The following is a 16,825-nucleotide window of genomic DNA, read 5'->3' on the forward strand; positions in this document are numbered from 1 at the left end:
GGTCATCTGACAGAAATACGAATCGACGATGTCTGAAGCATCAACCCGTGGTAATCGAAACCACGGAAACCCCGTTCGTCCAGGCAGATGCACCGTCACATTTCATTTTCATCCCATCGCGAATACCGATTTTACCAGGGCCCGATTGCCACCTGCGTCGCCAACGGTATTCAGGCTGTCAATTTTCTCGGCGACCGGTTTTTGAGAAAGTATCACTCATCGGCAGGGATCGATGAACTGTACAGACAGTCGGTCGACCATGCCTTTTCTCCGCAGGAAGCTTTCCTGGTGACGGGCGCCCCGCACGCGTCCGCCTACTATCCGCGGGACTTTGCCTGGTTTTATCCCGATGTTCTCGATCCCGAGACCATCATCGATTCCGAGGATGCCGTCCGCAGGGTTCGCTTGCTCGAAAAGAGCGTCCGGCTGATGCTGGAGGCCGTCCGCGCCGGTGTCGTCACCACGACCATCGTTCCCGCGGGCGGCGATCGCTACATCGGCGTCAATTACTTCTCGCTGCCGTCGGATACGCTGCTGGGTATCCTCGCCGGTCTGGAACAGATCATGCGCGCGGACCAATCTTCGTATCTGGCGATGGCGCAAGGCGCTCATGCCGGCCGCGCGTTGCTTGCCGAATATCGCGAGGACCTCAAGAAGGCGATACTTCAACTCGCTGGCGCGCTGGAGCCATTCGCCGACAACGACCTCACGGCTTTGCTGTGCGACGTAAACACACCCCGTTCCGCGGCAACGGATACCCGCGCCGAGCGCAGGCGTTTCGTCACCAATGCCTGCGTCTACGCGACTTTTGTGCGGGGCATCCGATTGGGGGTGATCGACCAGATCGAGCTGGAAGCGCGGCTTGGGCGCGCGCTCTCACAGTATAAAGTGGAACTGCTCGGACTGTTCGGCAAGCATGGCTATATCAGGCATGCCCTGGATTCCAGGAGCGAGCCGGGGGCGTCTTCCGTTGCGCTCGATTTCGTCAATGTGCACGAGGGATTTTGGGATCTCGGTGACGAGAGCGAACGCGCGCTGTTCGCAGCCACGACGGATCTGATACTCGGCGAGCCGCAGTTTCGAATTCCGGATACGTCTCACTTCCTGGTATCGGTGGAAAATCCGCAGACCAAGCTGATCCACAAGATCGCAGCTCCGGCCTATCAGGGGCGCTCCTGCTGGCCGACCTTCAACGTCGAATTCGCCGACCGCATGCTGGACTACGATGAACATTCCGGCACCGACACGTACCGGTCCTGCGCCCGCGATATTTTGAGGGACATTCGAACTGCAACCGAAACGCACGGCGGATATCAGGAGCTGCTGTCGGAAAGGGGCCTCAAATACCGCACGTGGGCGTATCAAAGCGCCGTCGCCCACTCCTGGTTTCCGCGTTTTCTGTCGGTCTGGCGGCGGGCATTCGGAACGCCGCTGCTTAACAGGAACTAGTCAGCGGCATTCGAGCTTTGCGCCGCGGGCCAGTGCTGCGGCTGTCTCAAGTCCGACGTTTCGGACCAGCGGGTCGGCATGGCGGTGAACCAGCCACCACTCTGCGCCTTGCCTGCGATAGACCAGCGTCACCCGCAGCGACCAGTCCTGATCCGGCAAGCCGCCGACCTCGCCGTGCTCACGCTCGATCACGGCAAGGACGGCCAGATCGCCCGATGCGTAGGATTGGACCAATTCGACTTTGGCATCGCCGTTTCTGAAATAGCTGGCGAGCCGCGCCAGCCGCTCGGGACTCATGTCAAAACCCCGGCTGGCTTCGCCACCAAACGGCTGCATCAGGGTAAAGTCATCGGCGATGCGCGTCAGGCCAGCCCATTTGTCCATGTCGCCGCGCATGAAAGCCGAAGCCCGCGCTTCGGTCTCTCTGACCAGATCGACAAGTTCCTGCTCTGAAACTGTCGAGGTCGGCTCCTGTGCGGCGCTGGCCGACAGTGGCATGGCGAGTACGGCCTTCAGCGCCAAACGCTTCCAGTGGTTCGGTTTGAACATTTCGGTCTCTTTCCATTCGGGTTGGGCCGGCGAATGACCGGCGGTGCAACCCAAATCCCATTTCAATCATGCTGAATCCAGTGATATGATTTCAGCATTATGCTGAACCAGATTGACCTTTCCCGGATCGATCTCAACCTGCTGGTGCTGTTCGAGGTCGTCTTTCAGGAGCGGCATGTGGGCCGCTCGGCGGAGCGGCTGCATCTTTCGTCGTCCGCCATCAGCCATGGCCTCGGCCGCCTGCGCACGCTGCTCGGCGACCCCTTGTTTCTCAAGACTCCGAAAGGCGTCGTCCCGACCGAGCGCGCCCTCCAGCTCGCGACGTCAGTGGCCGAAATTCTCGCGCGCATTCGCGGCGTCGTTTCGTCGGCGACGCCGTTCGAGCCGCGGCATTCGACGCGGCGCTTCGTCATTGGCGCGCCGGACGGCGTGTCGTCGGTTATCCTGCCCTCGCTGCTGGAGAGGTTGCGTGAAGTGGCGCCGGGCGTCGATGTGGGCATCCGGCAGTTGCTGCCGGTGCAAGGCTTCACCGTGCCTCATCTGGCGTGGAAGGATGCGTTGAAGGAGCTCGAAGACCGGTCGTTGGATATCGCGATCATACCCTTCGACGACAGTCCGGTTCGTTTCCATAAACAGAAGCTCTACGAGGAAGAGTTCGTTATTGCCGCACGAAAGGGGCATTCGTTCCAGCGTAATCCGACCCTCAAGCGCTACTGCGAGATGGAGCATCTCGTCGTTTCCCATACCGGGGATGTTTCCGGATTCGTGGATGTTGAGCTCGCCAAGAAAGGCCTTGCGCGCCGTGTGGCCCTGACCGTCCCCAACTTCATTTTTGCGCTTTCGGTGCTGGCCGATACCGAGATGGTCTCCGCGCTGCCGAGAAGATTCCTGGAAATCCATGGCGCCCGCTTTGACGTCGTCGCCGTCAAGGCGCCGCTGCCGCTGCCACGCTTCTCGATCAATATGATCCTGCCGAAAGTAGCGATGATGGATACCGGGCTTGCCTGGCTGGTCGAGCTGCTGGGACAGGTGCGGACAGGAAACGACGGATCATCAGTTCGATCGGGCAAACGCAGTCGCAGCATGCACAGCTAATGAGCAACTGCTCGCTTGTGGTGCGTTCGACAAGGGCGAACCACGATCGGTATCGATGGGTAACGAACTGACAACACGACCGATTTTCTTCAGATCCGCCGCCTGACGGTATTGTACACAATGGCATGCGGCTTGCTTGCCTTACCCCGGGAGTTGTCTCGTTCGGGGCGCGTACGTCATGGCGAACTCAGCAAAGCTCGCAGCGGAGCCGGAGCCGATCGAGCTCGACTGGGCGGCGACCGCACTTCTCATCATCGACATGCAGCGCGATTTCATGGAGCCCGGCGGCTTCGGCGAGACGCTCGGCAATGACGTCAGCCAGCTTGCGCGGGCGGTGAAGCCGATCGCATCCGTGCTGGATGCGGCGCGGGGGGCCGGCATGCTGGTCATCCACACCCGCGAAGGTCATCTGCCCGATCTCTCCGACGCGCCGCCGGCCAAGGTCGAGCGCGGCGCGCCATCTTTGCGCATCGGCGATCCCGGGCCGATGGGGCGCATTCTCATTCGCGGCGAGGCCGGCCACGACATCATTCCTGAATTGTATCCGCTCGACAGCGAGATCGTGATCGACAAGCCGGGCAAGGGCGCGTTCTACGCCACCGAGCTGGGCGAGGTGCTCCAGCGCTACGGCATCGAGAACCTCTTGGTGTGCGGCGTCACCACTGAGGTTTGCGTCAACACCACCGTGCGCGAGGCCAATGACCGCGGCTATCGCTGCGTCGTGCTGGCGGATGGCTGCGCCTCCTACTTTCCCGAATTCCACGAGATGGGCCTGAAGATGATCAAGGCCCAGGGCGGCATCTTCGGCTGGGTCTCCGATTCGGCCGCGGTGCTGGGAACACTTTCACCGGAGATTCCAACAACGGCAGTAGCGGGGGCATCACGATGAGCACGACGGGGACTTCAGCACCATCCACCTTCAAGCCGGCATTGTGGACGCCGGGCGACTGGAATGCGCTGTTCGGATTCGGTACCAACATCCTCGTCAACATGCTGGTGCTGACCGGACTGTTGCGCTTCGTGCTGAAGATGCCTGACTCGATCGTGTTCGGCCGCATCCTGCCGGCGCTCGGCCTGATGATGTGCCTCTCGACCTTCTATTACGCGTATCTCGCTTACAAACTGGCGCAGAAGACCGGGCGCAACGACGTCTGTGCGCTGCCGTCCGGCGTCAGTGTGCCGCACATGTTCATTGTCACCTTCGTGATCATGCTGCCGATCACGCTCAAGACCGGCGACCCCCTCAAGGGCTGGTCGGCAGGTCTGGTCTGGGTGTTCTTCCAGAGCTTTATCCTGATGATCGGCGGCTTCATCGCGCCATACATCAGAAAGATCACACCGCGTGCGGCGCTGCTCGGCACACTCGCCGGCGTCTCCGTCACCTTCATCTCGATGCGGCCGGCGCTGGAAATGTACATGACGCCGCAGATCGGGCTGGTCTGCTTTGCCATCATTCTGGTGGCGTGGTTCGGCGGCGTGAAATACCCGAAGGGAATTCCGGCGGGCCTCGTCGCCATTGCCGCCGGCATGCTGATCGCCTGGGGGTCGAACCTGTTCGGCCTCGGGCTCGGTGGCTTGAGCCTGAAGGGCCTCGGTGATGCCTTTGCCAATTTCGGCTTCTCGGTGCCGCTGCCGGCTTTCGGCCACGTCTTCTCCGGCTTTGAATTCCTCGGCATCATTCTGGTGACGGCTATCCCGTTCGGAATCTACGATCTCGTCGAGGCCATGGACAATGTCGAAAGCGCGGAAGCGGCCGGCGACGAATATCCGACCACGCGCGTGCTCACCGCCGACGGCGTCGTCAGCCTGATCGGTTGCCTGATGGGCAATCCCTTCATCAACGCTGTTTATATCGGCCATCCCGGCTGGAAGGCGATGGGCGGGCGTATCGGTTATTCGGCGGCGACCGGCATCCTGGTGGTGCTGCTGTCGTGGTTCGGCATCATCTCGGTGCTGCTGGCGCTGGTGCCAGTGGTCGCGATCTCGCCGATCCTGCTCTATATCGGCATGCTGATTGGCGCGCAGGCATTCCAGACCACGCCGGTCAAGCACGCGCCGGCGATCGTGCTGGCGTTGACGCCGCATCTCGCCGCGTGGGCCAAGCTGCAGATCGACACCATGCTCGCTGCGAGCATGACCGCCGCACAGACCGTCGGCGGTCTCGCCGCCGACAAGGTCGATGCTGTGAAGGCAGCCGCTATCGCCTCGCTGCCGCAGCAGGGCGTCATCTATCACGGACTGGAAGTGATGGGTGGCGGCTCGATCCTCGCCGGTCTCGTGCTCGGCGCAATCGGCGTGTTCGTCATCGAGCGCGACTTCATGAAGGCGTCAGCCTTCGCGCTCGCCGGCGCGGTCATGACCTATTTCGGTTTCATGCACGGCGAAGCCGTCGGCATCGGCGGCGGCCTTGGCGTCACGCCGGGCGTGGCGCTGGCCTATGCGGTGATGGCCGCCGGCCTGTTCGCGCTGGCGAAGACCAGTGCGAGTGCGAGTTACACTTCGCATTCGGAAGTGCCGGCCGCAGCACCGGCGGAGTAGATCGGGCGCGCTCCCCGGACGCAGCGTAGCGCGTCCGGGGAGCGAGCATTCCAGCTTAGCCCTTCACGAACGCCAGCATCGTGCCATTGCCCGCAGCGGGCGGCACGATAACGCCAGCTCCGCTCTTCACGCCGTCAGCACCGAGCGCCTTCTCCGCCGCTGCGACATCAGCCACAATCACCAGCCCCGCGCCGCCGCGCTCTGGCAGGCCGGCCAGCGACACGCCGGGATAGCGCTTGCCGAGTTGATCCTTCGTCAGGAACACGAAATCCGCGCGGTCGCCGCCTGAGGGTACCGCGACCGCGCCATCCGGCTCGTTGCGTGTCTCGCGATCGATCATCTTTGCCAGATGCGCGGCTTCCGTGGCCGGCTCGGGCGCGACCATCAGCACCTGCTTCAGGCGCCTGGCGCCATTGGCGTGCTTCATCAGTTCAGGAATCCAAACCGTCTCGCGCGTCTTGTGCTGGCAGGCGAAGATGCGCACGCCGCCCGGCGCTTCCGCCGTCGGCCACTGGAAGGTGCGGAATTTAGCTGCGGACACCGTTCCGTCAGGCATCGTGACCGGCCGCTCGAAATCGGTGGGCCCAACGGGCGGATAGCCGCGCGCGCGAATTTCTTCCGCGCCTTCGGCCGAATCCACCGCCGTGAACGCGATGCGCTCGATGCCTTCGCCGTTCTTTTCAAGATAGGCCCGCGCCGGAGCATTATGTTCCGTCGGCGTCAGCACGCCGAGCAATTCCATATAGTCGGGATCGAACATGATGGTGTAGTTGCCCGATCCCATATGCGCGCTGTGGGTGCCGCGCGGCGACACGGTGAAGCCGAGCCGCTTGTAGTTTTCGGCGGCTTTGTCGAGATCTTTCACCATGACCACGGCGTGATCGATTCCGATGACGTTTTTGAGTGCCACTCTTTTATTTCCCTGGATGCAGTTAGGGGGCTAAACTAAGCAGAACGAAAAGGCCGCTGCAAGAAAGGATACCGATGAATACGCGCAACGTCCGCTGGCCCGATTCACTATGGGCGGCCGTGACGCCATCCGGGCCTGAATTGCCCGAACTGACCGGCACGCAGCAGGCGGATGTCATCGTGATCGGCGGCGGTTTTACCGGCCTTTCCACCGCGCTGCATCTGCGCGAGGCGGGCGTCGATGTCGCCATTGTCGAGGCCGCGGAGCCGGGGTGGGGCGCTTCGGGACGCAACAATGGGCAGGTGATCCCGACGCTGTCGCGGCCCGATCCGGAGGATATTGTTGCGAAGCATGGCGAGGCCGGAGAACGTTTTGTCGGCATGCTGCGCGACAGCGCGTCCTATCTGTTCGATGTGACGCGGCGTCACAACATCGATGCCGAGGGCGAGCAGGCCGGCTGGGTGCAGCCCGTGCATTCGCCCGGCCGCATCAAGATCGCCGAGCGCCGCGTCCGGCAGTGGTCGAAGTTCGGCGCGCCGGTTGAACTGCTGTCGCGCGAGCAGGCGCGCGATATGCTCGGTTCCGATGCATGGTTCGGCGGCTTCTGGAACAAAACCGGCGGCCATATCAATCCGCTGGCGCTGGCCCGCGGTCTCGCGCGCACCGTGCTCGGCCTCGGCGGGCGCATCTATGCGCGCTCACCGGCCGAAAGCTTTGAGCGCCGCGGCGACCGCTGGGTGGTCAAGACGGCGAAGGGAGAGATTTCCGGCCGCGCGCTGGTGGTTGCGACCAATGCCTATAGCGGCGAGTTTTCAAAGTCGCTGGTGCCTGACATCGCGCGCGAGGTGATGCCGGTGCTGTCCTGGCAGATGGCGACGCAGCCATTGTCCGACAACGTGCGCAAGACCATCATTCCGACACGGCAGGCGATGTCGGACACACACGGCGAACTCTACTTTGCGCGCTATGACGCACGCAATCGCCTCGTCACCGGCGGCGCGGTGATCGGCCCCGGCAACAAGGTGGAGCGTATCAAGGCGCGCGTCACCGAGCGGCTGCAGCGGCTGTGGCCGCAGATCGGCGAGGTCTCGTTCGATTATGTCTGGAACGGCTATGTCGGCATGACCACGGATTTTCTGCCGCGCATCCACAAGCTCGGCCCAAACGCCTATGGCTGGACCGGCTGCAATGGCCGCGCGGTAGCGCTGACGATGCCGCTCGGCAATGAGCTCGCAAAGGCCGTCCGCGGTGTGCCGGAGAAAGAGCTGGCGTTGCCGTTCACCGAGCCGGTGCCGATCGTCGCCCACGGCGTCCTGCGCAAGCTCGCGCCGCTGATGCTGCTGGTGTATCGCCGAAGAGATGCGCGCGAGATGGCGTGAAGAACGATGATCCCTCTCTAGCGTACTCGTAAATCCGGCACTGTCCGCGAGGGTCGGCCAAGGTGATGACGACAAGCGGAGCACAATTATTCTTCACTGTGCGTTGGCGGCCGTTGAACTCGGCTGTACGTTCCCAGTTGTTCTCCCTTGGATACGATGCGTGCCGGCTATCCTCCAGGATCGGCATCAATCTGACGTTCATGCGTCTGCCCCTGTTGGAATTCGTTCTGGCCACACTTCGCTCGGAGCACGATGGTTACCAATCGATTCCCGGCCATGAAGAGAGAGCTTTGGCATTCGTTATCTGCCGGCGGCCTTGTCCTCGGAACGCTCTTCTTTGCTGCCTCTCTCTCGCCGACGCTCTTGCCGCGGACGTTTTTGACGCAAGGCTTGCTTTCGGGATGTTCTCTGGCGGCTGGATATGGCATCGGCGTATTCGGCGTTTGGCTTTGGGATTACATGGAACTCGCGCGGCTCAACGGCCGCTTCCTGCGCGCCGCCTACCTCGTCGCCACGACCAGTTGCGCGATCGTTGCGGTTGTATCCCTCTCGCAGGCGGCAAGATGGCAGAATTCGATCCGTGAGTTGATGGAACTCGAGCCGGTCGACACGGCGCATCCACTCGCGGTCAGCCTCATTGCGCTGGCAGTGTTCGCCATGTTGATCGCGCTCGCGCGGTTCTTCCGATTGACGCTCCGCTTTGTAACGACACGGGCTAAGCGCTTTCTGCCCGCGCGAGTATCCAACGTTGTCGGCGTCATCGCGACGGTTGCTCTATTCTGGTTGGTCATCAATGGGCTTCTCTTCCGCGCCTTTCTGCGGGTCGCAGAGGCATCCTTCCGGGAATACGACGCGCTGATCGAAGTGGAGACCGAGCCGCCGTTGGCGCCTCTGAAGACCGGCAGCCGCACGTCTCTGCTCGCCTGGGACAAGCTGGGACGGGCGGGACGGGAGTTCATCACCTCGGGGCCGACCCGCGAAGACATCAGCGTTCTTTCGGGTAGGGCCGCGCTTTCGCCTGCTCGCGTCTATGTCGGGTTACGATCGGCGGATACCCCCGAAGAGCGTGCCAAGCTTGCACTGGAGGAATTGAAGCGGGTCGGCGGGTTCGAGAGATCCGTGCTTATCGTGGTGACGCCGACCGGTACCGGCTGGGTTGACCCGGCAGCGATCGACAGTGTCGAATATCTGCACGGCGGTGACGTCGCGAGCGTTGCCGTTCAATATTCCTATCTCGCCAGTTGGCTGTACCTGCTGACGGATCCAGGTTATGGCGCCGATGTTGCGCGCGCCCTGTTCAAGGAGATTTATGGATATTGGATCGCGCTTCCCAAGGACAGCCGGCCGAGACTTTATCTGCACGGCATCAGTCTTGGCGCCAGGAATTCCGAACAGTCGTCGGACCTGATCGAGGTATTGCGCGATCCGTTCGACGGCGCACTCTGGAGCGGGCCGCCCTATACGAGCAGGCTCTGGCGCCGGCTCACCGACCGCCGTAATCCCGGATCACCCGTGTGGCTTCCCCGCTTTCGCGATGGATCGTTCGTTCGCTTCATGAACCAGCACGGAGAGGCCGCCGAGCCCTCAGGCCCGAACGCGGCCTGGGGGCCAATCCGGATCGTTTACCTCCAATACGCAAGCGACCCGGCGACCTTCTTCGACTATCGCAGCCTCTATCGCGAGCCGGAGTGGATGCTGCCGCCACGGGGGCCGGACGTCTCGCCGCAAGTGCACTGGTATCCGGTCATAACGCTCTTTCAACTGATGCTGGACATGTTCATGGCGACCGACGCACCTATCGGATTCGGCCATGTCTACGCTCCGGCGCACTATATCGAGGCGTGGAAGGAGGTGACAGACGTTCGCGACTGGTCGGCGGAGGAGATCACGCGGCTGAAGCAGCACCTCTCCAAGCCGCGTCATCGAGTGGTGCAGCGGAGAGAGGGCTAAATGTCAGTAGTCATTCATCTGTGCACCGTTGATATCCGCTTCTGAGGTAGTATGGCCGCAATATCAGCATTCACACCTTATGCTCGCGCGCGAACGCGCCGCCGGGGATAGAGTCGAGCAGGGCGCGCGTATAAGCGTGCTGCGGATTGCCGAACACCTCGCCTGCGAGCCCATGTTCCACGACCGCCCCATCCTTCATCACGGCGACGAGGTCACAGATTTGCGCGGCGACGCGCAGGTCATGCGTGATGAACACAATCGAAAGCCCGAGCCGCTGACGCAGCTCCGCAAGCAGCTTCAGCACCTGCGCCTGCACGGAGACATCCAGCGCCGACACCGGCTCGTCCGCCACCAGCACGTCCGGCTTCAGCGCCAGCGCGCGGGCCAGCCCAATGCGCTGGCGCTGGCCGCCGGAGAATTCATGCGGATAGCGGTCGCCGGCGGAGGGATCTAGCCCGACCAGTGCAAACAACTCTCTCGCATCCGCAATCGCCTTTGCCCGCGGCGTGCCGTGCACGATCGGCCCTTGCGCCACCAGTTCGGCGGCCTTGCGGCGCGGGTTGAGGGAGGCGAACGGGTCCTGAAACACCATCTGGATATGCTGAGTTTCACGGCGAACGTCTTCGCGCGACATCTTCGCCCAGTCGCGGCCGTCGAGCACGATCGAGCCGGTATCGGGGTCGATCAGCCGCACGATGCAGCGCGCCAGCGTCGATTTGCCGGAGCCGGATTCGCCGACGATGCCGAGCGTCGCGCCGCGGGGCAGGGTGAGCGATACGTTCTTCACGGCTGGCGTTACCCGCGCGCCGCGCCCCAGAAAACCGCCGGTGCGGTAGGTCTTGGAGACGCTCGAGATGGTTAGGATGTTATCGGCAGCAAGAGGGCGCGGCGGCGGTGCCTTAAGCGGCGGCACCGCGGCGATGAGCTGCCTGGTATAGGCATGCTGCGGATGGTGCAGCACGTCGGAAGCGGTGCCCTGTTCGACGATGACGCCATGCTGCATCACCACCACGCGGTCGGCGATTTCGGCCACCACGCCGAAATCATGGGTGATGAACATGACGGCCGTCTTGCGGCGCTGCTGCAGGTCGCGGATCAACTTTAGTATCTGCGCCTGTGTGGTGACATCGAGCGCCGTCGTCGGTTCGTCCGCGATCAGCAGTTTCGGATCGAGCGCCAGGGCCATTGCGATCATGGCGCGCTGGCGCTGGCCGCCGGAGAGCTCATGCGGGTAGGCCTTCGCCGCCACCTTGGGATCGGGGATGCGGACGTCCGCCAGCAGCGAAAGCACCCGCGTGTTGATCTCTGCCTTCGACAGATCGGTATGAATCGAGAACATCTCGGCGATCTGGTCGCCGATGGTGCGGAGCGGATTGAGCGCCGTCATCGGCTCCTGGAAGATCATGGCGATGCCGTCGCCGCGTACCTCGCGCATTTCCGCCATCGACGCGGCGCAGAGATCGCGGCCCTCGAACATGATCCGGCCGTCGTCGATCGTTACCTCATTCGGCAACAGCCGCATGACGGCGTTCGCCATCATCGACTTGCCGGAGCCGGATTCGCCGACCACGCAGAGGATCTCGTTGGAGGCGATCTCCAGCGACACGTCCCTGAGCGCATGCGTCCGGTCCGCGCCAGCGGGCAGGCGGACGCTCAGGCGATCGAGCGAGAGGCTGGTTTCTTGCTCGCTCATCGGCCCTTCAGCCTCGGATTGAGCGCGTCGTTGAGACCCTGGCCGACCAGCGATACCGCGAGCACGGTGACGAGGATGGCAATCCCGGGGATCGCCGAGACATACCACTGCACGCGCAGCACATCGCGCCCCAAGCCGATGAGATTGCCCCACGACGCTACGTTGGGATCGGACAGCCGCAGGAAGGCGAGCGCGCTCTCCAGCAGGATCGCGACCGCCATCACCACGCTGGCGTAGACAATCACCGGCGGCAGCGCATTGGGCAGGATCTCCCGGAAAATCAGCTGGATATTCTTCATGCCGAGCGTCCGGCCGGCCTGGACGAATTCGCGATTGCGCAGCGACAGGAACTCGGCGCGGGTCAGCCGCGCCGGCGCTGGCCACGACACCACGCCGACGGCGATGGTGACGGTGGTCAGCGTCGAACCGAAGACTGCGACCAGCACCAGCAGCAGCACGAAGTTCGGCAGCGTCTGAAAGGCTTCGGTGATACGCATCAGCACATTGTCGACCCAGCCGCCGTAATAGCCGGCGAAGGCGCCGACGAGAATGCCGATCAGGATCGCGATTGCGGTCGCGACGCCGCCGATCAGGAGCGATATCCGCGCGCCGTAGAAAATCTGTGCGGCAATGTCGCGGCCCGAATTGTCGGTGCCGAGCAGGAAGCGCGGGTTGGAGAACGGCCAGACCAGCGGACGGCCCGCGAGCGCCAGCGGATCGCGCGGATAGAACCAGCCGGCCGAGATCGCCATCGCGATCACGATCACGAGCAGGATCAGGCCGGCGACGGCGGCGGGGCTTCGGAAGTAGCGCTTGACGGCGTCCATCGCGCTAACCCTCCGCCGTGATGCGCGGATCGAGCCGCGCATAGATGAGATCGACGACGAAGTTCACGGATATGACGAGCAGCGCCGAGACGAAGACGATGCCGAGCAGCGTGTTGAGGTCGCGCTGCACCACCGATTCATAGGCCAGCCGCCCGAGGCCCGGCAGCGAGAACACGCTTTCGACCACCACCGAGCCGCCGAGCATGGTGCCGGCCTGCAGCCCGATCAGCGTCACCATCGGCAGCAGCGCATTGCGCAGCACGTGCCGCGTCACCACCCGTGTCTCGTCGAGGCCCTTGGCCCGCGCTGTCCGGACATAGTCGAGGTTCAGCACCTCCAGCATCGAGGCGCGCATGATGCGGAGGTAAATGGCAAGGAAGATCAGCCCAAGCGTCAGCGTCGGCAGCACCAGATGGCTTGCGATATCGAGCAGGCGCCAGATGCCGGTCCGCATCGTCCCGATATCCTCGAAACCGCCCGGTGGCAGCCATTGCAGATAGACCGAAAACACCACGATCGCCATCAACCCGAACCAGAACGAGGGCGTCGCATAGAAGATCAGCCCAAGCGTGGAAATCAACGTATCGGGCCAGCGGTTGACGCCACGCGCTGCGATCACCCCGAACACCAGCCCGAAGAAAAATGCGAAAGATAGCGAGGCGGTCATCAGGAGGATCGTCGGCGGCAGCCGCTCGATGATCACGGATGCTACCGGCTTTCCGTAGATCGAGGAGAAACCGAGATCGAGCCGCACCAGCCGCCACAGGTAATTGCCGAGCTGAGCCGGGATTGAGAGATCGAGCCCGTAGAATTTTCGCAGTTCCTTGGCGGTCGCGGCATCGCCGCCGCCCATCTGCGCCATCATGGCGTCGACAGTGTCGCCCGGCGCGAACTGCAGCAGCAGGAACACGCCGATCAGGATCAGGACAAGGGTCGGGATCGAGGCGGCGAGCCGCCGCCCCGCGAGGCCGAGAATGCGCATAAACCTATCTTGGCCGATAACGGCTTAAGCCGAAAGCCAAAGATCGTGCCAGCTCGCCGAGCCCCAGCGCGGGGTATTGGAGTGGTTGCGCGCCTTTGCCGTGATCGTGGTGAGGAAAATCTGCTCGATCGGCATCCAGACCGGCAGCTCCGTATTCACCTCCTTGACGAACTGGGCATAGAGCGCCTTGCGCTTGGCGGGATCGACTTCGGTGGCGGCATCGTCGATCGTCTTGTCGACATTCGCGTCCTGCCAGCCCCACTGGTTGGTCCAGGGCGCGCCCTTGGGCTGGCCCGAACGGTACCAGACCGTGGTCGAGACCGCGGGATCGTTGCGGTACTGGTGCCAGCCGGTGGCGATATCGAAGGCGTGCTCGTCATAGACCTGCTTGAGGAAGCCACCGCCATCGTTGCGCACGATATCGACGGGAATGCCGATCTCGCCGAGCGACTGCTGGATGAAGGTTGACCACAGCGAGATATCCTCGCCCCAGGGGGCGGGCAGCAGCCTGAGCGAGAAGCGCGTGCCGCCGGTGCCCGGCTTGAAGCCGGCCTCGTTGAGCAGCGCGATGGCTTTGGCCTTGTCGTAAGCGTATTGCGGCGTGTTCGCGCCCGGATAGAAGTCGGTCGAGGTCGACGGGATCGGGCCGGTGCCGAGCTTGGCGAAATCGCCGAGGAAATTCTCGATGAAGAACGGCACGTTGATCGCATGCGCGATGGCGCGGCGAACCCTGATGTCTGAGAGTTCCTTGCGGCGGAAGTTGAACTCCAGCGTATTGGTGCGGGCGTTGCCTTCATTGCCCTTGGTCGAAACGATGAAGCGCTTGTCCTTGCCGAGGCGGGCGAGATCCGAGAGCGTCAGGCTCGAGAATGGCGCGTAGTGAAGTTCACCGGCTTCCATTTGCGCCGACGCGGCGGCGCGATCGGTGATCACCTTCCAGACGATGCGATCGAGATAGGGCGCGTTGGGCCGCCAGTAATTCTCGTTGCGGTCGGCGATGATGTATTGCCCGCGCTCATATTTGACGAACTTGAACGGACCGGTGCCGACGGGCGCGAGGTTGGTCGGGTTCTGGCGGATATCGCCGTTCTCATAGAGATGCTTGGCCGAGACATAGCCGAGGTCGGGCAGGGCGCGCAGCAACAGGTTCAGCGGCATCGGCCGCTCGTATTTGAAGATCGCGGTGTGGGCGTCGGGCGTTTCCACCGCCGTGAGGAAGAGCTGCAGCGTCGATCCGTAATTGAGGATCCTCTTCCACATGTTCATGGCGGTGAATTCGACGTCGGCCGAGGTGAACGGCTTGCCGTCGTGCCAGGTGACGCCCTGGCGCAGCTTGAAGGTCACGGTCTTGCCGTCCGGGGTCCCCTCCCAGCTCTCGGCGAGCACGCCGACCGGCTGGCCGTTGGCATCGAGGTCGACCAGGTTCTCCTGAATCTTGCCGCCGATGATGTAGACGCCGGTGGAGGCCTGGATGCTCGGATTGAGCTGGCGCTGCTCGGCGGCGTAATGGACGTTGAACACGCCGCCTTTGCGCGGGGTTTCCTGCGCGAAGGCCCGCATCGGATTGATGACGTTGGCCGCGATGGCCGCCGACGTCAGCAGTGCGGTGCGGCGATTGATCTCAAGGCGCGTCAAATCCATGCGAAGTCTCCGAACACATAATTGATGGCGAACCGTTCACGCGTCCGCCTTAGGGGGCGATTTTACGATGGAACGCCAACGCGAGTCATTTTCATTTCAACGCACAGGGCGGAAAATCCTTCCTGAAAACAACGTGCTTGCCGGCCGATCAACCTGCGCATTTTGTCCGGTCAGAAGGCAAATCGCGGCTCGCTCCGATAGAGGCGGAGACTGGCGCGCAGCCCGGGATTGTCCGGAAATGGGGCATCGGGGCGTGCAGAATCCCCCTAAAAATAGGCTTCGGAGGGCTTCTGATGTTAAAAACCCCGGAAAAATTGGACGAATCACTGCAACTCGACTAGCGAGATAGTTGTGCAGATTGTCGAAAGCCCTATTTTCTAGGCGTTTTTCGCCATATCGTCGCCCTGTGCCAGAATCAATGGAGCAACCATGGCCACCCAAATGTCTAAGTCGCAGCTGATCGAGAAGATCGCGACCACCACCGAGCTTTCGAAGAAAGAGGTCAAGAACGTGATGGACACGCTCGTTGACGTCGGTCACAAGGAGCTCAAGAAGAACGGGCTGTTCCTCGTTCCTGGCTTCGCGAAGTTCGTCGTGGTTAAGAAGCCGGCGACCAAGGCTCGTAAGGGCACCAACCCCTTCACGGGCGAGGAAATGATGTTCAAGGCCAAGCCGGCCCGCAAGATCGTCCGGGCCCGCCCGGTCAAGGCCGCCAAGGACGCGGTCTAAGAAAAGCGAAAAGGCCTCCGGCGACGGGGGCCTTTTTGTTTGTTTTAACCTCTCCCCGCTTGCGGGGAGAGGTCGGATCGCCTCGGCGATGCGAAGCATCGTCCGGTGCGATCCGGGTGAGGGGGTACAGGTCTCACGACCGTCACGGCTCGTGGTGAGAGCCCCTCACCCCAGCGCTCCAAGAGCGAGCTTCGCTTGTCTCGGCCCCGCAAGAGCGGGGCGAGGGAGACACGGCTGCATTAGCGTCCCGCTCACACCACCGGCGACCGGCCGCCATCGACATTGATGGCGGTACCGGTGATGAACGATCCCTGCTCGGAGGCAAGGAAGCAGGCGAGGTTCGCAAATTCCTCCGCCGTGCCGATGCGTCCCAAGGGTGTGCCCTTGGCGAGGTTCTTGGCAAACACCTCGAAATCCGTGTCCGGTGCTTGCGCCGCGTGCCGCTTCACCCATTGATCGCTCATGATCAGGCCGACCAGCATGGCGTTCACCAGGATGTTGTGCTCGCCGCCTTCGCTCGCCATCACCTTGGTCAGCGCCATGCCGGCCGCCCGCGATACCGAGGTGGGGGCCGAGGACGCCGCCGGCGCCTTGGCGTAGGTATTGAGTACGTTGATGATGCGGCCCCATCTGCGCGCCTTCATGCCGGGCCAGACCAGTCGGCTGAAACGGATCGCGGCGAACAGTTTGAGGTCGAGGTCTTCCTGCCACGCCTCATCCGAGATGTTCTCGAACGCTATGGTCCGCGCGGTGCCGGCATTGTTGATGAGTATGTCGACCGGGCCGAGATCAGCGACGATCTTCTCATGCGCCTTCGCGATGTCTGATGCCTTCGCAACGTCGCAGACATAGTCGCGCACCGCGAGACCTTCCTTGGCGAGCAGTTCCCGCGCCGCCTTCAGGTCGGCCGCGCCGCGCGCGAGGATCGCGACCCTGGCGCCGGAGGCGGCGAATTGCCTTGAGACGGCGAGACCAATTCCCTTGCTGCCGCCGGTAACGACGGCGACTCTGTCCTTCATCGTGACTTGCATGTTGTTCTGCCTGTGATTTGAGCCGGAACTGGTCGCGCGAAAATCGTTCGAC

Annotated in this window: 14 protein-coding genes; 7 read left to right on the forward strand and 7 right to left on the reverse strand. The window is 62.7% G+C overall.

All coding sequences use genetic code 11. The features are described from left to right. Positions 1 to 87: 87 nt before the first annotated feature. The gene (locus tag LMTR21_RS09615) at positions 88 to 1,449 is read left to right on the forward strand and encodes a hypothetical protein (protein WP_065751209.1); all 1,362 of its coding nucleotides are present in this window, start codon (positions 88 to 90) and stop codon (positions 1,447 to 1,449) included. Here the strand turns inward: LMTR21_RS09615 and LMTR21_RS09620 are convergent, their stop codons facing one another. Continuing rightward, entirely contained in the window at positions 1,450 to 1,998 is a 549-nt protein-coding gene (locus tag LMTR21_RS09620) for a YybH family protein (protein WP_065751300.1), read from the reverse strand. A 99-nt stretch (positions 1,999 to 2,097) separates the two neighbouring features. Between LMTR21_RS09620 and LMTR21_RS09625 the strand changes: the two genes are divergently transcribed. From LMTR21_RS09625 to LMTR21_RS09635, 3 genes are all read left to right on the forward strand, one after another. Next, positions 2,098 to 3,093, forward strand: coding sequence for a LysR family transcriptional regulator (locus tag LMTR21_RS09625; protein WP_065751208.1), 996 nt, complete (start codon positions 2,098 to 2,100; stop codon positions 3,091 to 3,093). A gap of 178 nt (positions 3,094 to 3,271) precedes the next feature. Next, a complete protein-coding gene (locus LMTR21_RS09630; RefSeq protein WP_065751207.1) occupies positions 3,272 to 3,982 on the forward strand; it encodes a cysteine hydrolase family protein in 711 nt (236 codons plus the stop codon). Continuing rightward, on the forward strand, positions 3,979 to 5,631 hold the full coding sequence (locus LMTR21_RS09635) for a regulator (RefSeq protein WP_065751206.1): 1,653 nt from the start codon (positions 3,979 to 3,981) through the stop codon (positions 5,629 to 5,631). The genes LMTR21_RS09630 and LMTR21_RS09635 overlap by 4 nt, the downstream gene beginning before the upstream one ends. Positions 5,632 to 5,686: 55 nt before the next feature. Here LMTR21_RS09635 and LMTR21_RS09640 read toward each other — a convergent pair whose 3' ends face one another. Further along, on the reverse strand, positions 5,687 to 6,541 hold the full coding sequence (locus LMTR21_RS09640) for a VOC family protein (protein ID WP_065751205.1): 855 nt from the start codon (positions 6,539 to 6,541) through the stop codon (positions 5,687 to 5,689). A 74-nt stretch (positions 6,542 to 6,615) separates the two neighbouring features. Here LMTR21_RS09640 and LMTR21_RS09645 point away from each other — a divergent pair, with 74 nt between their 5' ends. Continuing rightward, positions 6,616 to 7,920 carry an NAD(P)/FAD-dependent oxidoreductase gene (locus LMTR21_RS09645; protein ID WP_065751204.1) on the forward strand — a complete coding sequence of 435 codons (1,305 nt, stop codon included), beginning with the start codon at positions 6,616 to 6,618 and terminating at the stop codon, positions 7,918 to 7,920. A 276-nt stretch (positions 7,921 to 8,196) separates the two neighbouring features. After that, entirely contained in the window at positions 8,197 to 9,870 is a 1,674-nt protein-coding gene (locus LMTR21_RS09650) for an alpha/beta hydrolase (protein ID WP_065751299.1), read from the forward strand. A 70-nt stretch (positions 9,871 to 9,940) separates the two neighbouring features. Here LMTR21_RS09650 and LMTR21_RS09655 read toward each other — a convergent pair whose 3' ends face one another. From LMTR21_RS09655 to LMTR21_RS09670, 4 genes are read right to left on the reverse strand one after another with little or no spacing between them, the layout of a single operon-like run. Next, complete coding sequence (locus LMTR21_RS09655) at positions 9,941 to 11,563, reverse strand: ABC transporter ATP-binding protein (protein ID WP_065751203.1); 1,623 nt, start codon at positions 11,561 to 11,563, stop codon at positions 9,941 to 9,943. Beyond that, positions 11,560 to 12,390: an ABC transporter permease gene (locus tag LMTR21_RS09660; RefSeq protein ID WP_057833491.1), complete on the reverse strand. Its 831-nt coding sequence runs from the start codon at positions 12,388 to 12,390 to the stop codon at positions 11,560 to 11,562. The genes LMTR21_RS09655 and LMTR21_RS09660 overlap by 4 nt, the downstream gene beginning before the upstream one ends. Positions 12,391 to 12,394: 4 nt before the next feature. Further along, on the reverse strand, positions 12,395 to 13,372 hold the full coding sequence (locus LMTR21_RS09665; protein WP_065751202.1) for an ABC transporter permease: 978 nt from the start codon (positions 13,370 to 13,372) through the stop codon (positions 12,395 to 12,397). Between the two features lie 24 nt (positions 13,373 to 13,396). Beyond that, the gene (locus LMTR21_RS09670) at positions 13,397 to 15,013 is read right to left on the reverse strand and encodes an ABC transporter substrate-binding protein (RefSeq protein ID WP_065751201.1); all 1,617 of its coding nucleotides are present in this window, start codon (positions 15,011 to 15,013) and stop codon (positions 13,397 to 13,399) included. Positions 15,014 to 15,442: 429 nt separating this feature from the next. Here LMTR21_RS09670 and LMTR21_RS09675 point away from each other — a divergent pair, with 429 nt between their 5' ends. After that, positions 15,443 to 15,742 carry an HU family DNA-binding protein gene (locus tag LMTR21_RS09675; RefSeq protein WP_028347431.1) on the forward strand — a complete coding sequence of 100 codons (300 nt, stop codon included), beginning with the start codon at positions 15,443 to 15,445 and terminating at the stop codon, positions 15,740 to 15,742. A gap of 251 nt (positions 15,743 to 15,993) precedes the next feature. Here the strand turns inward: LMTR21_RS09675 and LMTR21_RS09685 are convergent, their stop codons facing one another. Further along, the gene (locus LMTR21_RS09685; RefSeq protein WP_065751200.1) at positions 15,994 to 16,773 is read right to left on the reverse strand and encodes an SDR family oxidoreductase; all 780 of its coding nucleotides are present in this window, start codon (positions 16,771 to 16,773) and stop codon (positions 15,994 to 15,996) included. Positions 16,774 to 16,825: the final 52 nt, after the last annotated feature.

Origin of the sequence: Bradyrhizobium paxllaeri (assembly GCF_001693515.2) — a bacterium.
Classification (GTDB): domain Bacteria; phylum Pseudomonadota; class Alphaproteobacteria; order Rhizobiales; family Xanthobacteraceae; genus Bradyrhizobium; species Bradyrhizobium paxllaeri.